The organism is Nocardia sp. KT25-26, from assembly GCF_056627695.1.
The window spans coordinates 5,339,938-5,355,954 of record NZ_CM152813.1 but is presented as its reverse complement, the minus strand read 5'-3'; the positions used below and the strand labels follow the sequence as shown (position 1 = coordinate 5,355,954).

Sequence of the window (16,017 nt, the reverse complement as noted above, 5' to 3'; positions counted from 1 at the left end):
GCGACCTCACGGTTTGCCTGGAACAGGCAGGTCGTAGCCGGTATCGTCACCGGGTGTCAGCCAAGAAGTTATTGATCCGTTAGAATCTGATGTCACTTATTTCGGGCCGTCGTAGACGCAATTTCTCGGCCAGCCGCAGTTCTCGGCCAGCTCCACCAGTGAGCCAGCATGCGATTGTGGGTTCGCTGATGGTGCTTGGTAGGGGCCAGTTTGGAAAGTGAGAGGAAGATGCGCGAGGCCGCTAGGTCCAGCAGTAAACGCTGGGCGCTCGGCAACTGGGACCTGAGGTGGAAGGTTACGGCTGTTCTCGCCGTGCCACTCGCGGTCGCGGTCGGGCTCGGCGTGTCGAGGATCACCGCCGAGTTCTCCGAGGCCAATCGTCTCTCGGAGATCTCCGAGCAGGTCGATGTCATCCCCGCGGTGACGTCGCTGAGTGCTATCTCGGCACGGGTATCGGGTAGTCAGGTCGCCTCGATCGGGCCGATCAAGCTGGTCACCGACGAGGACCTGGTCGAGCTCGAAGGTGCCATCTCCGACGCGAAGGCTGCCAAGGAGGTCCTCGCGCCCCAGCCGGGTGCGCAGGACATGCTGCAGCAGATGATCGACCGCACCGAAGAGGTGCTGGCGCGCGGCAAGAATCAGCAGCCGGACGGCGACGCCGCGGTGCGCAGTGTCGAAGAGGTCCGGGTCAACAGCGTCGGGATCGTGGAGAGCACGGTCGCCCAGGTCAGCGACCCCACCATGGATGCGGCGAAGCTGCGTCTGGTGGATTCGCTGAACACCCGTGCGGTGATGGTCGACGAGCTGGCCGCGATCGCGGCGATGATGGCGGACCCGCAGGCCGGTGCGCCGGACATGCTGGTCGCGGTCAATACCGAGAAACGCCTGCTCGGTGTGCTCGCCCATCGCTTCCCGCCGGGCGATCCGAAGATCGCCAACCTGGTGGCCCAGGCCGAGACCCGGGAGAACCTGGTCAACTCGCCCGCAACCCAGGCCGGCCGGCTTCCGGTCGGTGAGTTCCGGGCGTCGATGGAGTCCAGCCTGGCCGACTACGGTGCCGTCGTCGATCAGGCCACCTCCGATATCGATTCCGCGATGTCGGATCTGACCAGCTCGGCGTCGACCGGTGCCTGGACCTATACCGCCGTCGTGCTCGCGACCATCCTGGCTGCGCTGCTGCTCGCGGTCTTCGTGGCGCGGGCCATGATCGTGCCGCTGCACCGGCTGCGGCTCGCGGCGCTGCGGGTCGCGGAGAGCGATCTGCCCTACGAGGTGGCGCAGCTGCGCGACGGCGCCGCCCCGGAGGACGTGCCGCTGGAACCGATGCCGGTGCGCAGCGAGGAGGAGATCGGTCAGCTCGCCCGCGCGGTCGACGACATCCATGGGCAGGCGCTGCGGCTGGCCAGCGACCAGGCGCAGATGCGTTCGCAGGTCAACGACATGTTCGAGACCCTCGCGCGGCGCTCCAAGTCGCTGGTCGATCACCAGCTGAGCCTCATCGAGGCGATGGAGTACGACGAGAAGGATCCGCGCCTGCTGGAGAATCTCTTCCGGCTGGACCATCTCGCGGCCCGTATGCGCCGAAACGGCGACAACCTGCTGATTCTCGCCGGTACCAAACAGCGGCGCAGCAAGTCCGCGCCGGTCGAGATCGCCGATGTGCTCCGGGCCGCCATCTCCGAGGTGGAGGACTACGAGCGGGTCAAGCTCGGCGCGACACCGCGCGGTGCCCTGGTCGAACCGGCCGCATCGGACCTCGCCCATCTGTTCGCCGAACTCCTGGACAACGCCCTGCGCGCCTCACCGCCGGAGACGGACGTCAAGTTCACCTTCGCGCAGGCCCACGATCAGGGCCTGCTGATCGAGGTCGCCGACCGCGGTATCGGTATGCCGCCGGCCGAACTGGCCGAGATCAACCGGCGGCTCGAACAGGCCGCCGAACCGGGGCCCGACACCGCCCGGCACATGGGCCTGTTCGTGGTCGGCCGGCTCGCCGAGCGGCACGGTCTCACCGTGCGGCTGCGCCCGACCTTCGACACCGCTCGCGATCCCGGCGTCACCGTCACGGTGCATGTGCCGGTGGGGCTGTTGGTCGCGGGGTCCGCAGGCCCGGTGGTGCCGCCCGGCCCGAACTCGGGGCCGATTCCCGCAGCCGGTGCTCCGGCCCAGCCGCAACCGCAGCCGAACAACAGCACCATGCAGACCCGGGCGGTTACCCGCACCCCGGGCGGCAACATGATGGTGACGGTGGATCCGGGCGTCAGCGGGCCACTCGAGCAGGCCGGTGGGCCACCGGCCGCGGCCGGTCCGGGTGGACTCCCGCAGCGGCAGCCGGGCAATGCGATGGCGCAGTCCGGCGGTACCGAACAATCCGCTCCGACGCTGCGTCCGGGGCCCGGCCAGCAGCCGCAGAGCGTGCCGCAGCTGGGCAAACTGGCCGCTGCCAGCATGCCCAAGCGCACCCTGTCCGGGCCGATCAAGCGGCCACCGGCCGCGCCCGGCGACCCGACGGTCGCCGGCGGACCGCAGGGACCGGCCGGTGCGCCGCCGAATCCGGCCGGTGGGCCGCCGCCCGGCGGTTTGCCGCAGCGCCGTCCGGGTGCCAACGGCGCCCCGGGCGCCGACGGTATCGGCGGACTGCCACAGCGGCAGCCGAACGCCGGCGGCCCCGGTGGCCTGCCGCAGCGGGAGCCCGGAACATCCGGTGTACCGGGCCCGTCCGGGCCCGGAGCGGGCGCTCCGGCACCGGACCGGCTGCCCGGCCGAGCTGCCCCCGGTGGCCTGCCGCAGCCCGACGGGTTGCCCCAGCGCCGGCCGGGCGGCAACGGTCTTCCGCAGCGCGGTGACGGTGACGGCCGCGCCCCCGAGCCCGGGGTCGGCGGTTTGCCGCAGCGTGAGCCGGGTGCGAATGGTTTGGCTTCCGGCGGTTTGCCGCAGCGTGAGCCCGGTGCGAACGGACTGGCCTCGGGCGGTTTGCCGCAGCGTGAGCCGGGTGCGAACAGCCCGGCCCCCGGTGGCCTGCCGCAGCGTGAGCCCGGTGCGAACGGACTGGCCTCGGGTGGTCTGCCGCAGCGTGAGCCGGGTGCGAACAGCCCGGCCCCCGGTGGGCTCCCGCAGCGTGAGCCGGGCGGCAACGGTTCGGCCCCGGGCGGTTTGCCGCAACGCGAGCCGGGTGCGAACGGCCTGCCGCAGCGCGGAGCCGCCGGCCCCGGTTCGGCGCAGCCGCCGACCGGCCCCAGCGGTCTGCCGCAGCGGCAGCCGGGCGGCAGCGATGCGTCGCAGCCCGGTGTCTCCGGGCCCACGAGCGGTGCTCTGCCGCAGCGCGCGCCCGGAGCCGGCGGTCTGCCGCAGCGTGATCCCGCCAGTGGTGGTCTGCCCCAGCGTGGGCCGGGTCCGGATGGTCTGCCGCAGCGTGGGCCGGGTGCCGATGGTCTGCCGCAGCGCCGACTCGGAGCCGATGGCCTGCCGCAGCGTGATCCGGCCGGTGGTGGTCTGCCACAGCGGACTCCCGGCGGCGACGGTCTGCCGCAGCGTGCCCCGGCGGCCGGGCCCAATGGCCTCCCGCAACGGGATCCCGGTGCTACCGTCGTGCCCCAGGACAACGCCGGCCCCGGTGTCGCCCTGCCGCGCCCGGACCGCCCGGCCGAGCCCGAGGCCGCACCCGCCGGGCGAGATCCCGGCCGACACAGCTACCGGTCGAACCCTGCCAAGACGGCATCGTTCTTCCAGACCCGGCTGCAGCCTGCTGCCGAGTCCGATTCGGTGATGGGCGGTACGCCGATCTTCGCCGAGATGATGTCGGCATGGCTGTCGGATCCGAACGCCGACCGGTCCCAGGCCGCGGCGTCCTTCGAATCTCCGGGCGACGAGGGCTGGCAGGCCGCCCGCCGGGCCACCGAGGCCCAGTCGGAGACCCGGACGGCGGCAGGCTTGCCACAACGCAAGCCAGGCGGAAGGCTCGTCCCCGGCGCGGTGGACGGTACGTCCGCTCGCCGCCCGCAACGTGATCCCGAAACGATCAGGTCCAGCTTGAGTCGTCACCAGCAGGGCGTCCGGGATGGCCGCGCAATGAAGGCAATGAACCTAACCGGAGATAAAGGAGACCGATGAACCCCGAACCAGGAGGTACGAACCGTCAGCTCGATTGGCTGGTTTCGAACTTCGCCAACGAGGTTCCTGGCGTAGCGCATGCGGTGCTGGTCTCGGCCGACGGTCTGCTGATGGCTGCGAGTGCTCAGCTTCCCGTGGATCGTGCCGAGCAGCTGTCCGCCGTCACCGCCGGGCTGGCGAGCCTTTCCGTCGGTGTCTCGAACCTCTTCGAGGGCGGCACCGTGCTGCAGTCGGTCGTCGAGATGGAGCACGGCTACCTGCTGCTCATGGCAGTCGGGGACGGCTCGTACCTGGCGGTCCTGACCAACACCTCGTGTGACATCGGTCAGGTCGGCTACGAGATGGCGTTGTTGGTCGAGCGCGTGGGCCAGACGGTGCAGGCCACGCCACGCGTCACGATGGGTTCCTGATGGTGGGATGGACATAGACAACAACCGCGTGGGGAGCTCCGAGCCGAGCCTCGTCCGCCCGTACTCGTTGACTGCCGGCCGTACCAGGCCGGCGGTCGAGTTGGCGTTGGAGGCCCTCGTTGCATCGCATCCGGTCGCCTTCGAGCGGCAGTTCGAACTGACCAACATCGAAACGTCCATCGTGGAGTTGTGCCGAGAATCGCCCTCCGTTGCTGAACTCGCGGCCCGATTGGGTATCCCGATAGGCGTGGCACGAGTACTCGTGGCCGATCTCATCGAGGCCGGTCATGTCCGGGTATCGGCGACATTGAAAGACGATTCCAGCGACGATGAACGTCGCGAGCTGATCGAAAGGGTTCTCAGTGGACTCCGGCGTATTTGATTCGACGGCGCAGCAGGTCGACACCCGCACCAGCAAACCGACCTCGGCGAAGATCGTCGTGGCCGGCGGGTTCGGCGTCGGCAAGACCACCTTGGTCGGGGCGGTATCGGAGATCGTTCCGCTGCGCACCGAGGCCCTGGTCACCAACGCCAGTACCGGAATCGACAACCTGAGTGCCATTCCGATGAAGTCGACCACCACGGTGGCGATGGACTTCGGCCGGATCAGTCTGGCCGACGACCTGGTGCTGTACCTGTTCGGAACTCCGGGCCAGTACCGCTTCTGGTTCATGTGGGACGACCTGATCCGCGGTGCCATCGGCGCCGTCGTCCTGGTCGACACCCGCCGGCTGGAGGACAGTTTCGCGGCCGTCGACTACTTCGAGGCACGCAACCTGCCCTTCCTGGTGGCACTCAACGAGTTCGACGACGCACCGAAGTACCCGCTGGAGGACATCCGGCAGGCGCTCGCGGTCCCCGCCGACGTGCCGATCCTGTCGATGGACGCCCGACGCCGCGAACCGGCCAAGCAGGCCCTGGTCACACTCACCGAATACGCACTGACCAAGGTGAGCAGTGTTTGATGGTCGCGGCTCCGCCGCTCCGTGTTCGCGGCCCTAGGGGCTGTGTCTGATGGTGCCGCCTCCGGCGTCGCTGTTCGCGGCCCTGTGGGGCCTCGCACCCGAGCACTCGAGACTCGAGCCTTCGGCTCATGCGCTTTCGAGTACTCGGGTGAGAGGCGGGCCGCGAAAGGTCGCTCCTCGGGGTCGCTCCGTACGGGGTTGCGTCCGCGCGCAACCGTACGTTTCGCCTGCACGCGCTCCCGAGCCGAGTACTCGGCGATGAGGGAGCTGTCGTGGTGGTGGCTTCTCGGGGGATGCCGCCACGACAGCTCCCTCGTCTGCTCGGGATGGGGTTTCGGGTGCTCACGTAGGGTGAGCGGGTGCGGATTTCGGGCCGGGAACTGCTGGACGGGTTGATCGATCCGGGCTCCTTCGTGAGCTGGGACGAGGCGCTGGTGCCGGTGGCCGAATCGGGCCGGTATCGGGCGGAACTGGCTGATGCGGCGCAGCGGTCGGGTGTGGACGAGTCGGTGCGCACCGGTGAAGGACGGCTGCGTGGTCGGCGGGTGGCGCTCATCGTCTGTGAGTTCGACTTTCTCGCCGGCTCGGTGGGGGTCGCTGCTGCCGAGCGGATCGTCACCGCGGTGGAGCGGGCCACCGAGTCGGGGCTTCCGCTGATCGCTTCGCCGACCTCGGGTGGTACCCGGATGCAGGAGGGTACCGTCGCCTTCCTGCAGATGGTGAAGATCGCGGGAGCGGTGGCGGCGCACAAGAGCGCCGGAAACCTCTATCTGGTGTATCTGCGCAATCCCACCATGGGCGGTGTGTTCGCTTCCTGGGGCTCATTGGGGCATATCACCTTCGCCCAGCCCGGCGCGTTGATCGGTTTCCTCGGGCCGCGGGTGTACGAGGCGTTGTACGGCCGGCCTTTTCCGCCCGGGGTGCAGACCGCCGAGAACCTCTACCGCAACGGCGTGCTCGACGGCGTCGTCGAGGTGCCGGTGTTCCGCCGGATCGCGCACCGGGTGCTGGATGTGTGCAGTGGCCGGCCGGGCGTCGATGCCGTTGTCCCCGAACCCGGTTGGGCCGAGCAGGTACGACCGAAGGTGCCGATGCCGGAACCGGATGCCTGGGCTGCGGTGCAGAGCTCGCGACGGCCGGATCGGCCGGGGATCCGGGAGTTGCTGCGGCAGGTCACCCACCGGGTTCCGCTCAGTGGAACCGGTCAGGGGGAGGCCGACCGCTCGGTGGTGCATGCCCTGGCCCGATTCCGGGGACAGCCCTGCATCCTGTTCGGGCACGACCGGGCAGGCCGGAATCCGGCACCCGCCGACGACGACTCCCCGGCCCCGATGGGACCCGCCGCGCTCCGGGAGGCGCGGCGGGCCATCGCGCTGGCCGCGGAGCTGCGGCTGCCGCTGGTCCTGGTGATTGATACCGCGGGGGCATCGCTGTCCCGGGAGGCGGAGGAACGGGGACTGGCGCCGGAGATCGCGCGGTGCCTGGCCGACCTGGTCACCGTGGCCACGCCGACCGTGTCGATCCTGCTCGGCCAGGGGGCCGGCGGCGGCGCGCTGGCTCTGCTGCCCGCGGACCGGGTGCTGGCCGCCGGGCACGGCTGGTTGGCGCCCTTACCTCCGGAGGGGGCCAGTGCGATCGTGTATCGCGATACCGAACATGCCGCCGAGTTGTCGGAGGCTCAGCGGATCGGTGCCGGCCAGTTGCTGGCCGACGGTGTGGTGGACCGGATCGTGCCGGAGTTCCCGGATGCCGCCGAGGAGCCGGTCGAGTTCGCTCGCCGGATGGTATTGACGGTCGCCGAGGAACTGGCGCAACTGCGCCGGCGCGGTCCGGGGGAGCTGGTCGAACAGCGGCGCGCACGGTACCGGAGACTGGGCCTGACCGGGGCGGATCCCGGCGCCTGACCGGCGAACACGCCGGTGCTGTCGTTGACGGTACGGCGTTGCGCTCCTACCGTCGGAACGGTGACCTTCATCAACCGAGGCAGCCGCGTGCCCGACATCGTGCTCAACGACGGGAATGTCATTCCCCAGCTGGGCTTCGGAGTGTTCCAGGTGCCGGCCGAGGACGCGAAACCGGTGGTGGCCGAGGCGCTGCGCACCGGGTACCGCAGTATCGATACCGCTGCGGTATACGGCAACGAGGAAGGTGTAGGCGCAGCACTTCGCGAATCGGGCATCCCGCGCGAAGAGATCTTCGTGACCACGAAGCTGTGGAACGCCGACCAGGGTTACGACAACACCCTGCGTGCGTTCGACACCAGCATGCAGCGGCTGGGGCTGGACTACCTGGACCTGTACCTGATCCATTGGCCCTGCCCGGCGGCCGGTCGCTTCGTGGGTACCTTCCGCGCGTTCCAGGAGTTGAAGGCGCAAGGCCGGATCCGCTCGATCGGCGTATCCAACTTCCGGGTCGCCGATCTGGAACAGCTCATCGCCGAGACCGGGGAGACCCCGTCGGTCAACCAGATCGAACTGCATCCGCAGCTGGCCCAGCGTGAGCTGCGCGAATTCCATGCCGCGCACGCGATCGCCACCGAGGCGTGGAGCCCACTCGGCCAGGGCACGCTGCTCGACGAGGCGACGATCGTCAGCATCGCCAAGGAGTTGGATCGGACCCCGGCGCAGGTGATCATCCGCTGGCATCTGCAGCTCGGCAACGTGGTGATCCCCAAGTCGGTGACGCCGTCGCGGATCGCGGAGAACTTCGACGTGTTCGACTTCGAACTGGACCGGGACGCGATGGCGGCGATCAACCGGCTGGACGCGGGCCGCCGGATCGGCCCGGACCCGGCGACGTTCACTGCCGGGCTCGACGACTGATTCCCAGGTAGCGGGTCAGTTCCACCGCCGCCGCCCGGCCCGCCCGGTTGGCGCCGATGGTGCTGGCCGACGGCCCGTAGCCGACCAGATGGATCCGGGGGTCGGCGGCGACCTGGGTGGCCGACCGCCCGGTCATTTCGATACCGCCGCCGGGGCCGCGCAGTCGCAACGGCGCCAGATGGTCCAGTGAGCTGCGGAAACCGGTGGCCCAGATGATGACGTCGGCGGCCCGGAACCGGCCGTCGGCCCAGCGGACCCCGCCCGGTTCGATGCGGTCGAACATCGGCAGCCGATGCAGGACGCCGCGGTCACGGGCCGCGCGCAGCCGATCGTCCAGGGGCAGCCCGGTCACCGAGACCACGGAACCGGGCGGCAGCCCGCGCCGCACCCGGTCCTCGACCCGGGCCACGGCAGCACGACCGTCCGCGGCCGTGAACGGAGTTTCCCGGAACACCGGAGCGGTCCTGGTCACCCAGGTGGTCGAGGTGACTTTCGACACTTCGTCGAGGATCTGCACGGCGGAGATCCCGCCGCCGACGACGACCACGTCGGCACCGGCGAACTCGTCGGCCGTGTGGTAATCGTGCGTGTGCAGCTGACGTCCGGCGAACGATCGGGCGCCGGGTACATGCGGTACGAACGGGCGTTCCCAGGTGCCGGTCGCATTGATCAGGCCACGCACCCGCAGCACTTCGGGAGGGTCGGTCTCCACTCGCAGGATCTCGCCGCGGCCGTCGCAGCGCGCGTCGTCGGCGGTCCGATCGCAGACCACCCGCACCGAGGTCTGCCGTTGTACCCGCAGGTCGAAACGCTGTTCGTACCGGGCGTAGTACTCGGGTACGGCGGTCGCGGCCGGGGCGGACGCCGAGCCGGGCGGCAGCGTCTCCGCGAACGACATCCCCGGCAGGTCGTGCACCCGGTTGACGGTCGTCAGGGTCAGCGACGGCCAGCGGAACTGCCAGGCCCCGCCGGGACCGGGCGCATGGTCCACGATCCGGAAGTCCCGTTCCGGCCGCAGCCCGAGCCGGCGCAGGTGATAGCCGGCCGACAAACCCGCCTGACCGGCACCGATGACCAGGATGTCGAAATCGGTCGCCACGGCGGCCGATGGTATCGCGTTACCGGGCGATCGCCGTCGGCTGTGGCAGAGTGAAAGCAACCGGACCGTCATCGAAGTACGGGGAGGAAACATGCTCGGAGTCACCCGCGACGGTGACGTCATCACCATCGAGATGCAGCGCGAGGAGCGTCGCAACGCACTCAACGACGAGTTGGTGACGCAGTTGCGGGCCGCCGTGCTCGATGCCGTCGAACGGGGCGCCCGGGCGATCGTGCTCACCGGGCGGGGCCCGATCTTCTGCGCGGGAGCCGACCTGTCGGGGGTGTACTCGGAGGAGTTCCTGACCGGCCTGCTGGACATGCTGCACACCATCGAATCGGTGCCGGTGCCGGTGATCTCGGCGATCAACGGCGGTGCGCTGGGTGCGGGTGTCCAGCTCGCGCTGGCCTCGGACCTGCGGGTGATCGACCCGGACGCCTACATTGCGATCCCGGCGGCCAAACTGGGTATTTCGGTGGACCGCTGGACGGTGCGCCGGCTGGTTTCGCTGATCGGCGGCGGCCCGGCCCGGACCGTACTGCTCGGCGCCGAACCGGTCTCGGCGGCCGACACCTATTCGTTCGGTTTCGCCAACCGGCTCGGCACCCTGGCCGATGCCCAGGACTGGGCGAAGTCGATTGCGCAGCTGGCGCCGCTGTCGCTGCGGCACCTGAAACTGGTCTTCAACGACGACGGCACCCGGGATCCGGGCAGTGCGGAACAGCAGGCCGCGCTGACGGCCGCCTGGTCCAGCGCGGACGCGCAGGAGGGGCGGCTGGCGCGCCGGCAGAAGCGCCCGGCGAAGTTCGAGGGCCGCTGATGCGGATCCGACGCCTCGCCTGCGGAGCGGCCGGAGTTCTCGGTCTGGCCTGGGTGCTGCGCGCCGCCCAGGGGCTGCCGGCGGCGCTGGGCGCCGGGCCGACCGCGATCGAACCGCTGGCCGTCGGCGCCGGCAGTTATCGCGGCCGCCGGTTCCACAACACCGAGCAGAGCAGCCAGATCGCGACCGGTTCCGGGCTGTCGCTGCTGTGGTCCGCGATGACCCAGCGCGATGCCGGTCGTCCGCGCACCGCGGTGCCGCTGGCGTCGGTCGAGGCGCCGGCGCAGGCCGCCGACCTCGCGGTGACCTGGTTCGGGCATGCGTCCGCGCTGATCGAGGTGGACGGTTTCCGGGTGCTGACCGATCCGGTGTGGAGCGAACGGGTATCGCCCTCACCGCTGATCGGCCCGGCCCGGCTGCATCCCGCCCCGGCGCCGCTGGCCGAGCTGCCCGAGCTGGATGCGGTGATCATTTCGCACGACCACTACGACCATCTCGACAAGGCGACGATCGAGGAGCTGGTCCGGACCCGCCGGATGCCCCTGATCGTGCCGCTCGGGATCGGTGCGCATCTGCGGCACTGGGGCGTGCCGGAGGACCGGATCGTGGAGCTGGACTGGGGCGGTTCGGTCACCGTGGCCGGTGCGGCCGGTCCGCTCACGATCACCTGCGCGGAGGCCCGGCATTTCTCCGGCCGGGGTCTGCAGCGCAACACCACCCTGTGGGCCTCGTGGGCGCTCGCCGGTCCCCAGCACCGGGTCTATTTCGGCGGTGACACCGGCTATACGAAGGCGTTTGCGCAGGCCGGAGCCACCCTGGGACCGTTCGATCTGACCCTGTTGCCGATCGGCGCCTACGACGAACGCTGGTCGGATGTGCACATGAACCCGGAGGAGGCGGTGCGCGCGCACGCCGATCTGTGTGTCGGTGCCGCCGACCACGGCGTGCTGGTGCCGATCCACTGGGCGACGTTCAATCTGGCGTTCCACGGCTGGTCGGAGCCGGTCCGCCGGATGGTGGCCGCCGCGCACGGGGCGGGTACCCGGGTGGCGGTGCCCAAGCCGGGCCAGCGGGTGGTTCCGAATGACCTCCCACCACGTGATTCGTGGTGGGAAGATGTGGGGTAGTACTCCGGAACCTCCGACGGCTAGGGAAAGGAACGACGAACGATGAGTCTCGTGGACACCCTCAAGGGCATGCTCGGCAAGGGCAAGGAAGCCGCGGCGCAGAACGCCGACAAGATCAACGAAGCGGTCGACAAGGCCGGTAACTTCATCGACGAGAAGACGCACGGCAAGTACAGCGACAAGATCGAGAAGGGCAAGGAAGCCGCTCGCAAGGTGGTTCCGCCGGAGGAAGGCGGTAGCGGCACCACGTCGGAGGCCTCCGGTGGGAGCACGGCACCGGGCGCGACCGGTGGCGCGGCGCCGACGACGCCGCCCGAGCCGCCGGCCGAGCCGGGGCCGACCTCCGGTCCGTCGGATTCGGGCCCGCGGTCCTGAGCGGTGCGAGGGCCGGTGACCGGCCCTCGCACCGGTACATCCCATGCGACGGGAGTTCCGGGGTCCGCCCGGTGCGCCCGGGATCGACGTCGATATCGGCAACCTGGACAAGGTGCTGTATCCGCGTACCGGGACCACCAAGGGTGCGGTGATCGCGTATTACACCGCCATCGCCGACGCCCTGCTGCCGCATGTAGCCGGCCGTCCGGTCACCCGTAAGCGCTGGCCGAACGGCGTCGACCAGCCCGCCTTCTTCGAGAAGAACCTGCCCGGTCACGTCCCGGCCTGGTTGCCGCGGCGCAGCATCGATCATTCGCATCGCCGGGTGACCTACCCGTTGCTCGATTCGGAGGCCGGGCTGGCCTGGATCGGGCAGCAGGCGGCGCTGGAGATCCATGTGCCGCAGTGGCGCTTTCTCGACGGTGCCCGCGGCCCGGCCACCCGGCTGGTGTTCGATCTGGACCCCGGGCCGGGCGCCGGGCTCGCCGAATGCGCCCGGATCGCGCTGGCGGTGCGCGATATCGCGGCCGATATCGGTCTGACCGCGTTCCCGGTGACCAGCGGCAGCAAGGGGATCCACATCTATGTGCCGCTGGATCGGGAGATGAGCTCCGCCGGTGCGAGCACGGTGGCCCGCCAGGTCGCCACCAACCTGGCGCAGCTGCATCCGGACCTGGTCACCGCCACCATGGCCAAATCGGCGCGGACCGGGAAGATCTTCGTCGACTGGAGCCAGAACAATGCGGCGAAGACCACCGTCGCGCCCTACTCGATGCGGGGCCGCGAACACCCGGACGTTGCCGCGCCCAGGTCATGGGCGGAAATCGAGGATTCGGATCGGCTGCGGCAGTTGCGTTTCGACGAAGTGCTCGCCCGCTGGGAATCCGGGACCGATCTGCTCGCCGAGCTGGATCCGCCGGTCGAAGACGCCGCGGTGACTGCCGGAGCGGGCGGCGCCGGCCCGGACACCGCCGACAGGCTGGCGAAGTATCGGGACAAACGTGCCGCGGAGCGCACCCCGGAACCGGTCCCGGCGGAGCCACCCACCGCCGACGGCCCGGGAAACCGGTTCGTGGTGCAGGAACACCATGCGCGGCGCCTGCACTGGGATGTGCGGCTGGAGCGGGACGGGGTTCTGGTGTCCTGGGCGGTCCCGAAAGGCCCGCCGACCGATCCCGCGCACAACCGGCTCGCGGTACACACCGAGGACCACCCGCTGGAGTACCTGGATTTCCACGGTGCGATCCCCAAGGGTGAATACGGCGCCGGGACGATGACCATCTGGGATTCCGGCACCTACGACACCGAGAAATGGCGGTCCGACGAGGTGATCGCGGACTTCCACGGGGACCGGCTCTCGGGCCGCTACGCCCTGATCCGCACCCGGGGCGATCAGTGGCTGATGCACCGGATGCGCGATCAGCAGGCTCCCGGCCCCGGTGCCGGAGAACCGGGCCCGGCGGACACCGCTACCGAGGGCCCGCCGTCGACCGGCGACCGGGACCTGCCGCGCGGCCTGGCCCCGATGCTGGCCACTCCGGGCGCGGTGGACCGGCTCACCGATCGGGAGTGGGCCTTCGAAACGAAATGGGACGGTTTCCGGGTACTGGTGGAGATCGACTCCGGTGTGGTGACGGTGCGGAGCCGGGCCGGCGGCGTCGTCACCGACAGGTACCCGCGGCTGGCCGAACTGGGCGAGCAGCTGGCCGCGCATCGCGTGGTGGTCGACGGGGAGGCAGTCGTGTTCGACGCCGACGGGATTCCGAATATCGCCCTGCTGCAGGCCGATTCCCGGAGTGCGCAGCTGGTGGCCTTCGATGTGCTGTACCTGGACGGCACCTCGTTGCTCCGCAAGCGCTACACCGATCGGCGACAAGTGCTCGAGGCGCTCGGCGAGCTCGCGCCCGCCCTGAACGTGGCGCCCCGGCTACCCGGCCCCGGCGCGGAGGCATTGCGGGTCAGTGCCGAACGCAGCCAGGAAGGTGTCGTCGCGAAGCGGCTCGATTCGGTGTACCAGCCCGGCAAACGCGGCCACACCTGGATCAAACAGCGGCACTGGCGCACGCTCGAGGTGGTGATCGGGGGCTGGCGGACCAGCACGGCCCGGGCGTTCAAATCGCTGCTGGTGGGTGTGCCGCACAACGGGGACCTGATCTACGCCGGCCGGGTGGGTACCGGCTTCGACGAGGCCACGATGGCCTCCCTCGCCGAGCGGATGCGGGGTCTGCGCCGGGCCGATCCGCCGTTCGTCAACGCACTGGCCGACGACGAACGAGCCGACGCCGTCTGGGTGGAACCGGAGATCAGCGGCACCATCCGATTCCAATCCTGGACCGAACAGGGGCGGCTGTGGCACCCGGCCTGGGTGGGCGGCCGAGGCGAGGCGACCGTTCGAGGGGCGCCGGTCCGGCCGGACGGAGCCCGTTAGGGTGTCCCGGTGGATTGGGACTGGCCGCAGGTACTCCAGCGCTGCACCGTGTACACCGACGATGCCGTGCTGGCGCTGAACAAGCCGGCGGGGATCTCGGTGACCGGAGAACGGCACGACACCGATCTGGTGCAGCTCGCGGCCGCTGCCGGGGTCACCCTGTATCCGGTGCACCGGATCGACAAGGTGACCTCCGGGCTGGTGTTACTGGCCACCGATCTCGCCGCACACGGTCCGCTGACCAGGCAGTTCAACAAGCAGACCGCCCGCAAGACCTATCTGGCCGTGGTCGCCGGTGCAGATCTGCCCGACCACGGCACGGTCGAGCTGCCGCTGAGCGTCGGCCGTAAGAACAGAGTCCGGGTCGCCGCACCCCGGGAGGCGATCCGGCGGTCCGGTGACCGCTGGTTCGTCGACGACGCCGATCTGCTGGCGGTGAAGAACTACCCGTCCCACACCCGGTTCAGCACGCTCGCCCGGCACGGGGACCGGGCGCTGCTGGCGCTGCGGCCGGTCACCGGGCGGCGGCATCAGCTGCGGGTGCACCTGGCCTGGATCGGTCATCCGATCGTCGGCGACCCACTGTTCGACAGGTCCGGGGAGCTGCCGCGTACCCAGCTGCATTCGTGGCGGCTGCAGCTGGCGGCCCCGGAAGACCCTGCCGGGGAACTGGATCTGATCGCCGCACCGGATGCGGACTTCTGGGCGCCGGTGGCGTCCGGTGCCGAGCGGATCGATGAACTCACCGCCGCGGCCGCGCTCGCATTCGGCGATACCGCACCACGCGCCTGACGGCGGTGGCCCGCCACACAGACCACCGATCAGGTTTTCCGGCGTGTGCAGCCTCATGGCGAGGAATATGCCCAGCTCAGCTAGCCTTGATGGGTGCCGACGAGGGAGACCGGCACACTCGGACGCAACGTAGCGAATCCCGGAAGGGGAGCGACTGCCGATGATCCTGGCGGCTCAGCTCAGCGACACCCACTTCGACCTCGGTTCCCGAAATGCCGAACGGGCCCGGGCGGCGCTGGCCTATCTGGCCGGTCTGCGCCGCCGTCCCGATCTGATCGTGGTGACCGGCGACATCACCGATTCCGGGCAGCGGGAGCAGTATGCGCAGGCGAAAACCGCACTGCGAACGGATATTCCGATGGTATGCCTGCCCGGAAACCATGACGACCGAACCAACTTCCGGACCGTCCTGCTCGACGAACCGCCGGGCGGTGCCCCGATCAACCGGGTGCACCGGGTGGGGCCGCTCACCCTGATCCTGCTCGACTCCACGGTGCCGGGCGACCCAGGCGGCCGGCTCGCCGAGGAAACCTTCACCTGGTTACGTGCCGCCCTCGCCGAGGCGCCGGCGGGCGGGCCGATCCTGCTGGCCCTGCATCACCCTCCGGCCCGGTTGTACAGCCCGATCGTCGACGAGATCGGGCTGGCGGATCCGGGCAGGCTCGCGGCCGTAGTGGCGGGTGACGACCGGATCCTCGGGGTGCTCACCGGACACGCCCACTCGGCTGCCGTCACCACTTTCGCCGGGCGTCCACTGCTGACCGGGCCGAGTACCGCGTCGGTGCTGGGCGGCGAATGGGAACTGGACCCGCCGGACCAGGTGATGGACTACGCCCCGGACCCGGCGATCGCCCTGCACGTGATTCCCGATGCCGGGCCCCTGACCACCCACTTCCGCAGCGTCGCCATGGGCGGACGACAGAACGCCGCCCCTGCTGAATAGACCCTGCGGTGTTCGGTGCGCCTTGCGCGCCGGTGGCGGAGTCCAGGTCCCGTCCAGGCCGCGGCGCGTTGTCGTCCGGCGCGGGTGCGACGTGTCGGACCCTGGTGCGGTAGCCGTCCGGTCCCG

Annotated in this window: 13 protein-coding genes; 12 read left to right on the top strand and 1 reads right to left on the bottom strand. The window is 70.1% G+C overall.

Annotated elements, in window-relative coordinates; translation table 11 throughout:
- Positions 1-228 precede the first annotated feature (228 nt).
- The 6 genes from AC1HFH_RS24180 to AC1HFH_RS24155 all read left to right on the top strand — a co-directional run bounded on the left by AC1HFH_RS24180 (position 229) and on the right by AC1HFH_RS24155 (position 8,307).
- The gene (locus AC1HFH_RS24180) at positions 229-4,110 is read left to right on the top strand and encodes an ATP-binding protein (RefSeq protein ID WP_480245079.1); all 3,882 of its coding nucleotides are present in this window, start codon (positions 229-231) and stop codon (positions 4,108-4,110) included.
- Positions 4,107-4,520, top strand: a complete 414-nt coding sequence (locus AC1HFH_RS24175) for a roadblock/LC7 domain-containing protein (protein WP_480245078.1) — start codon at positions 4,107-4,109, stop codon at positions 4,518-4,520. The genes AC1HFH_RS24180 and AC1HFH_RS24175 overlap by 4 nt, the downstream gene beginning before the upstream one ends.
- 7 nt (positions 4,521-4,527) lie before the next feature.
- Positions 4,528-4,902, top strand: coding sequence for a DUF742 domain-containing protein (locus tag AC1HFH_RS24170; protein ID WP_480245077.1), 375 nt, complete (start codon positions 4,528-4,530; stop codon positions 4,900-4,902).
- Positions 4,883-5,485, top strand: coding sequence for a GTP-binding protein (locus tag AC1HFH_RS24165; protein ID WP_480245076.1), 603 nt, complete (start codon positions 4,883-4,885; stop codon positions 5,483-5,485). The genes AC1HFH_RS24170 and AC1HFH_RS24165 overlap by 20 nt, the downstream gene beginning before the upstream one ends.
- 359 nt (positions 5,486-5,844) lie before the next feature.
- Positions 5,845-7,389 (top strand): carboxyl transferase domain-containing protein, encoded by a 1,545-nt coding sequence (locus AC1HFH_RS24160; protein ID WP_480245075.1) that lies wholly within the window; start codon positions 5,845-5,847, stop codon positions 7,387-7,389.
- A 60-nt stretch (positions 7,390-7,449) separates the two neighbouring features.
- Complete coding sequence (locus AC1HFH_RS24155; RefSeq protein ID WP_480245074.1) at positions 7,450-8,307, top strand: aldo/keto reductase; 858 nt, start codon at positions 7,450-7,452, stop codon at positions 8,305-8,307.
- Here the strand turns inward: AC1HFH_RS24155 and AC1HFH_RS24150 are convergent.
- A complete protein-coding gene (locus tag AC1HFH_RS24150) occupies positions 8,285-9,406 on the bottom strand; it encodes an NAD(P)-binding domain-containing protein (RefSeq protein WP_480245073.1) in 1,122 nt (373 codons plus the stop codon). The two genes, AC1HFH_RS24155 and AC1HFH_RS24150, sit on opposite strands and share 23 nt — an antisense overlap.
- Positions 9,407-9,497: 91 nt before the next feature.
- Here AC1HFH_RS24150 and AC1HFH_RS24145 point away from each other — a divergent pair, with 91 nt between their 5' ends.
- The 6 genes from AC1HFH_RS24145 to AC1HFH_RS24120 all read left to right on the top strand — a co-directional run bounded on the left by AC1HFH_RS24145 (position 9,498) and on the right by AC1HFH_RS24120 (position 15,891).
- Complete coding sequence (locus tag AC1HFH_RS24145) at positions 9,498-10,226, top strand: enoyl-CoA hydratase (RefSeq protein WP_480245072.1); 729 nt, start codon at positions 9,498-9,500, stop codon at positions 10,224-10,226.
- Positions 10,226-11,353 carry an MBL fold metallo-hydrolase gene (locus AC1HFH_RS24140; protein WP_480245071.1) on the top strand — a complete coding sequence of 376 codons (1,128 nt, stop codon included), beginning with the start codon at positions 10,226-10,228 and terminating at the stop codon, positions 11,351-11,353. The genes AC1HFH_RS24145 and AC1HFH_RS24140 overlap by 1 nt, the downstream gene beginning before the upstream one ends.
- Positions 11,354-11,395: 42 nt before the next feature.
- Positions 11,396-11,728 (top strand): antitoxin, encoded by a 333-nt coding sequence (locus AC1HFH_RS24135; protein WP_480245070.1) that lies wholly within the window; start codon positions 11,396-11,398, stop codon positions 11,726-11,728.
- Between the two features lie 43 nt (positions 11,729-11,771).
- A complete protein-coding gene (locus tag AC1HFH_RS24130; protein ID WP_480245069.1) occupies positions 11,772-14,156 on the top strand; it encodes an ATP-dependent DNA ligase in 2,385 nt (794 codons plus the stop codon).
- Positions 14,157-14,165: 9 nt separating this feature from the next.
- Positions 14,166-14,948, top strand: a complete 783-nt coding sequence (locus AC1HFH_RS24125; RefSeq protein ID WP_480245068.1) for an RluA family pseudouridine synthase — start codon at positions 14,166-14,168, stop codon at positions 14,946-14,948.
- 160 nt (positions 14,949-15,108) lie between these two features.
- The gene (locus tag AC1HFH_RS24120) at positions 15,109-15,891 is read left to right on the top strand and encodes a metallophosphoesterase (RefSeq protein ID WP_480245067.1); all 783 of its coding nucleotides are present in this window, start codon (positions 15,109-15,111) and stop codon (positions 15,889-15,891) included.
- Positions 15,892-16,017: the final 126 nt, after the last annotated feature.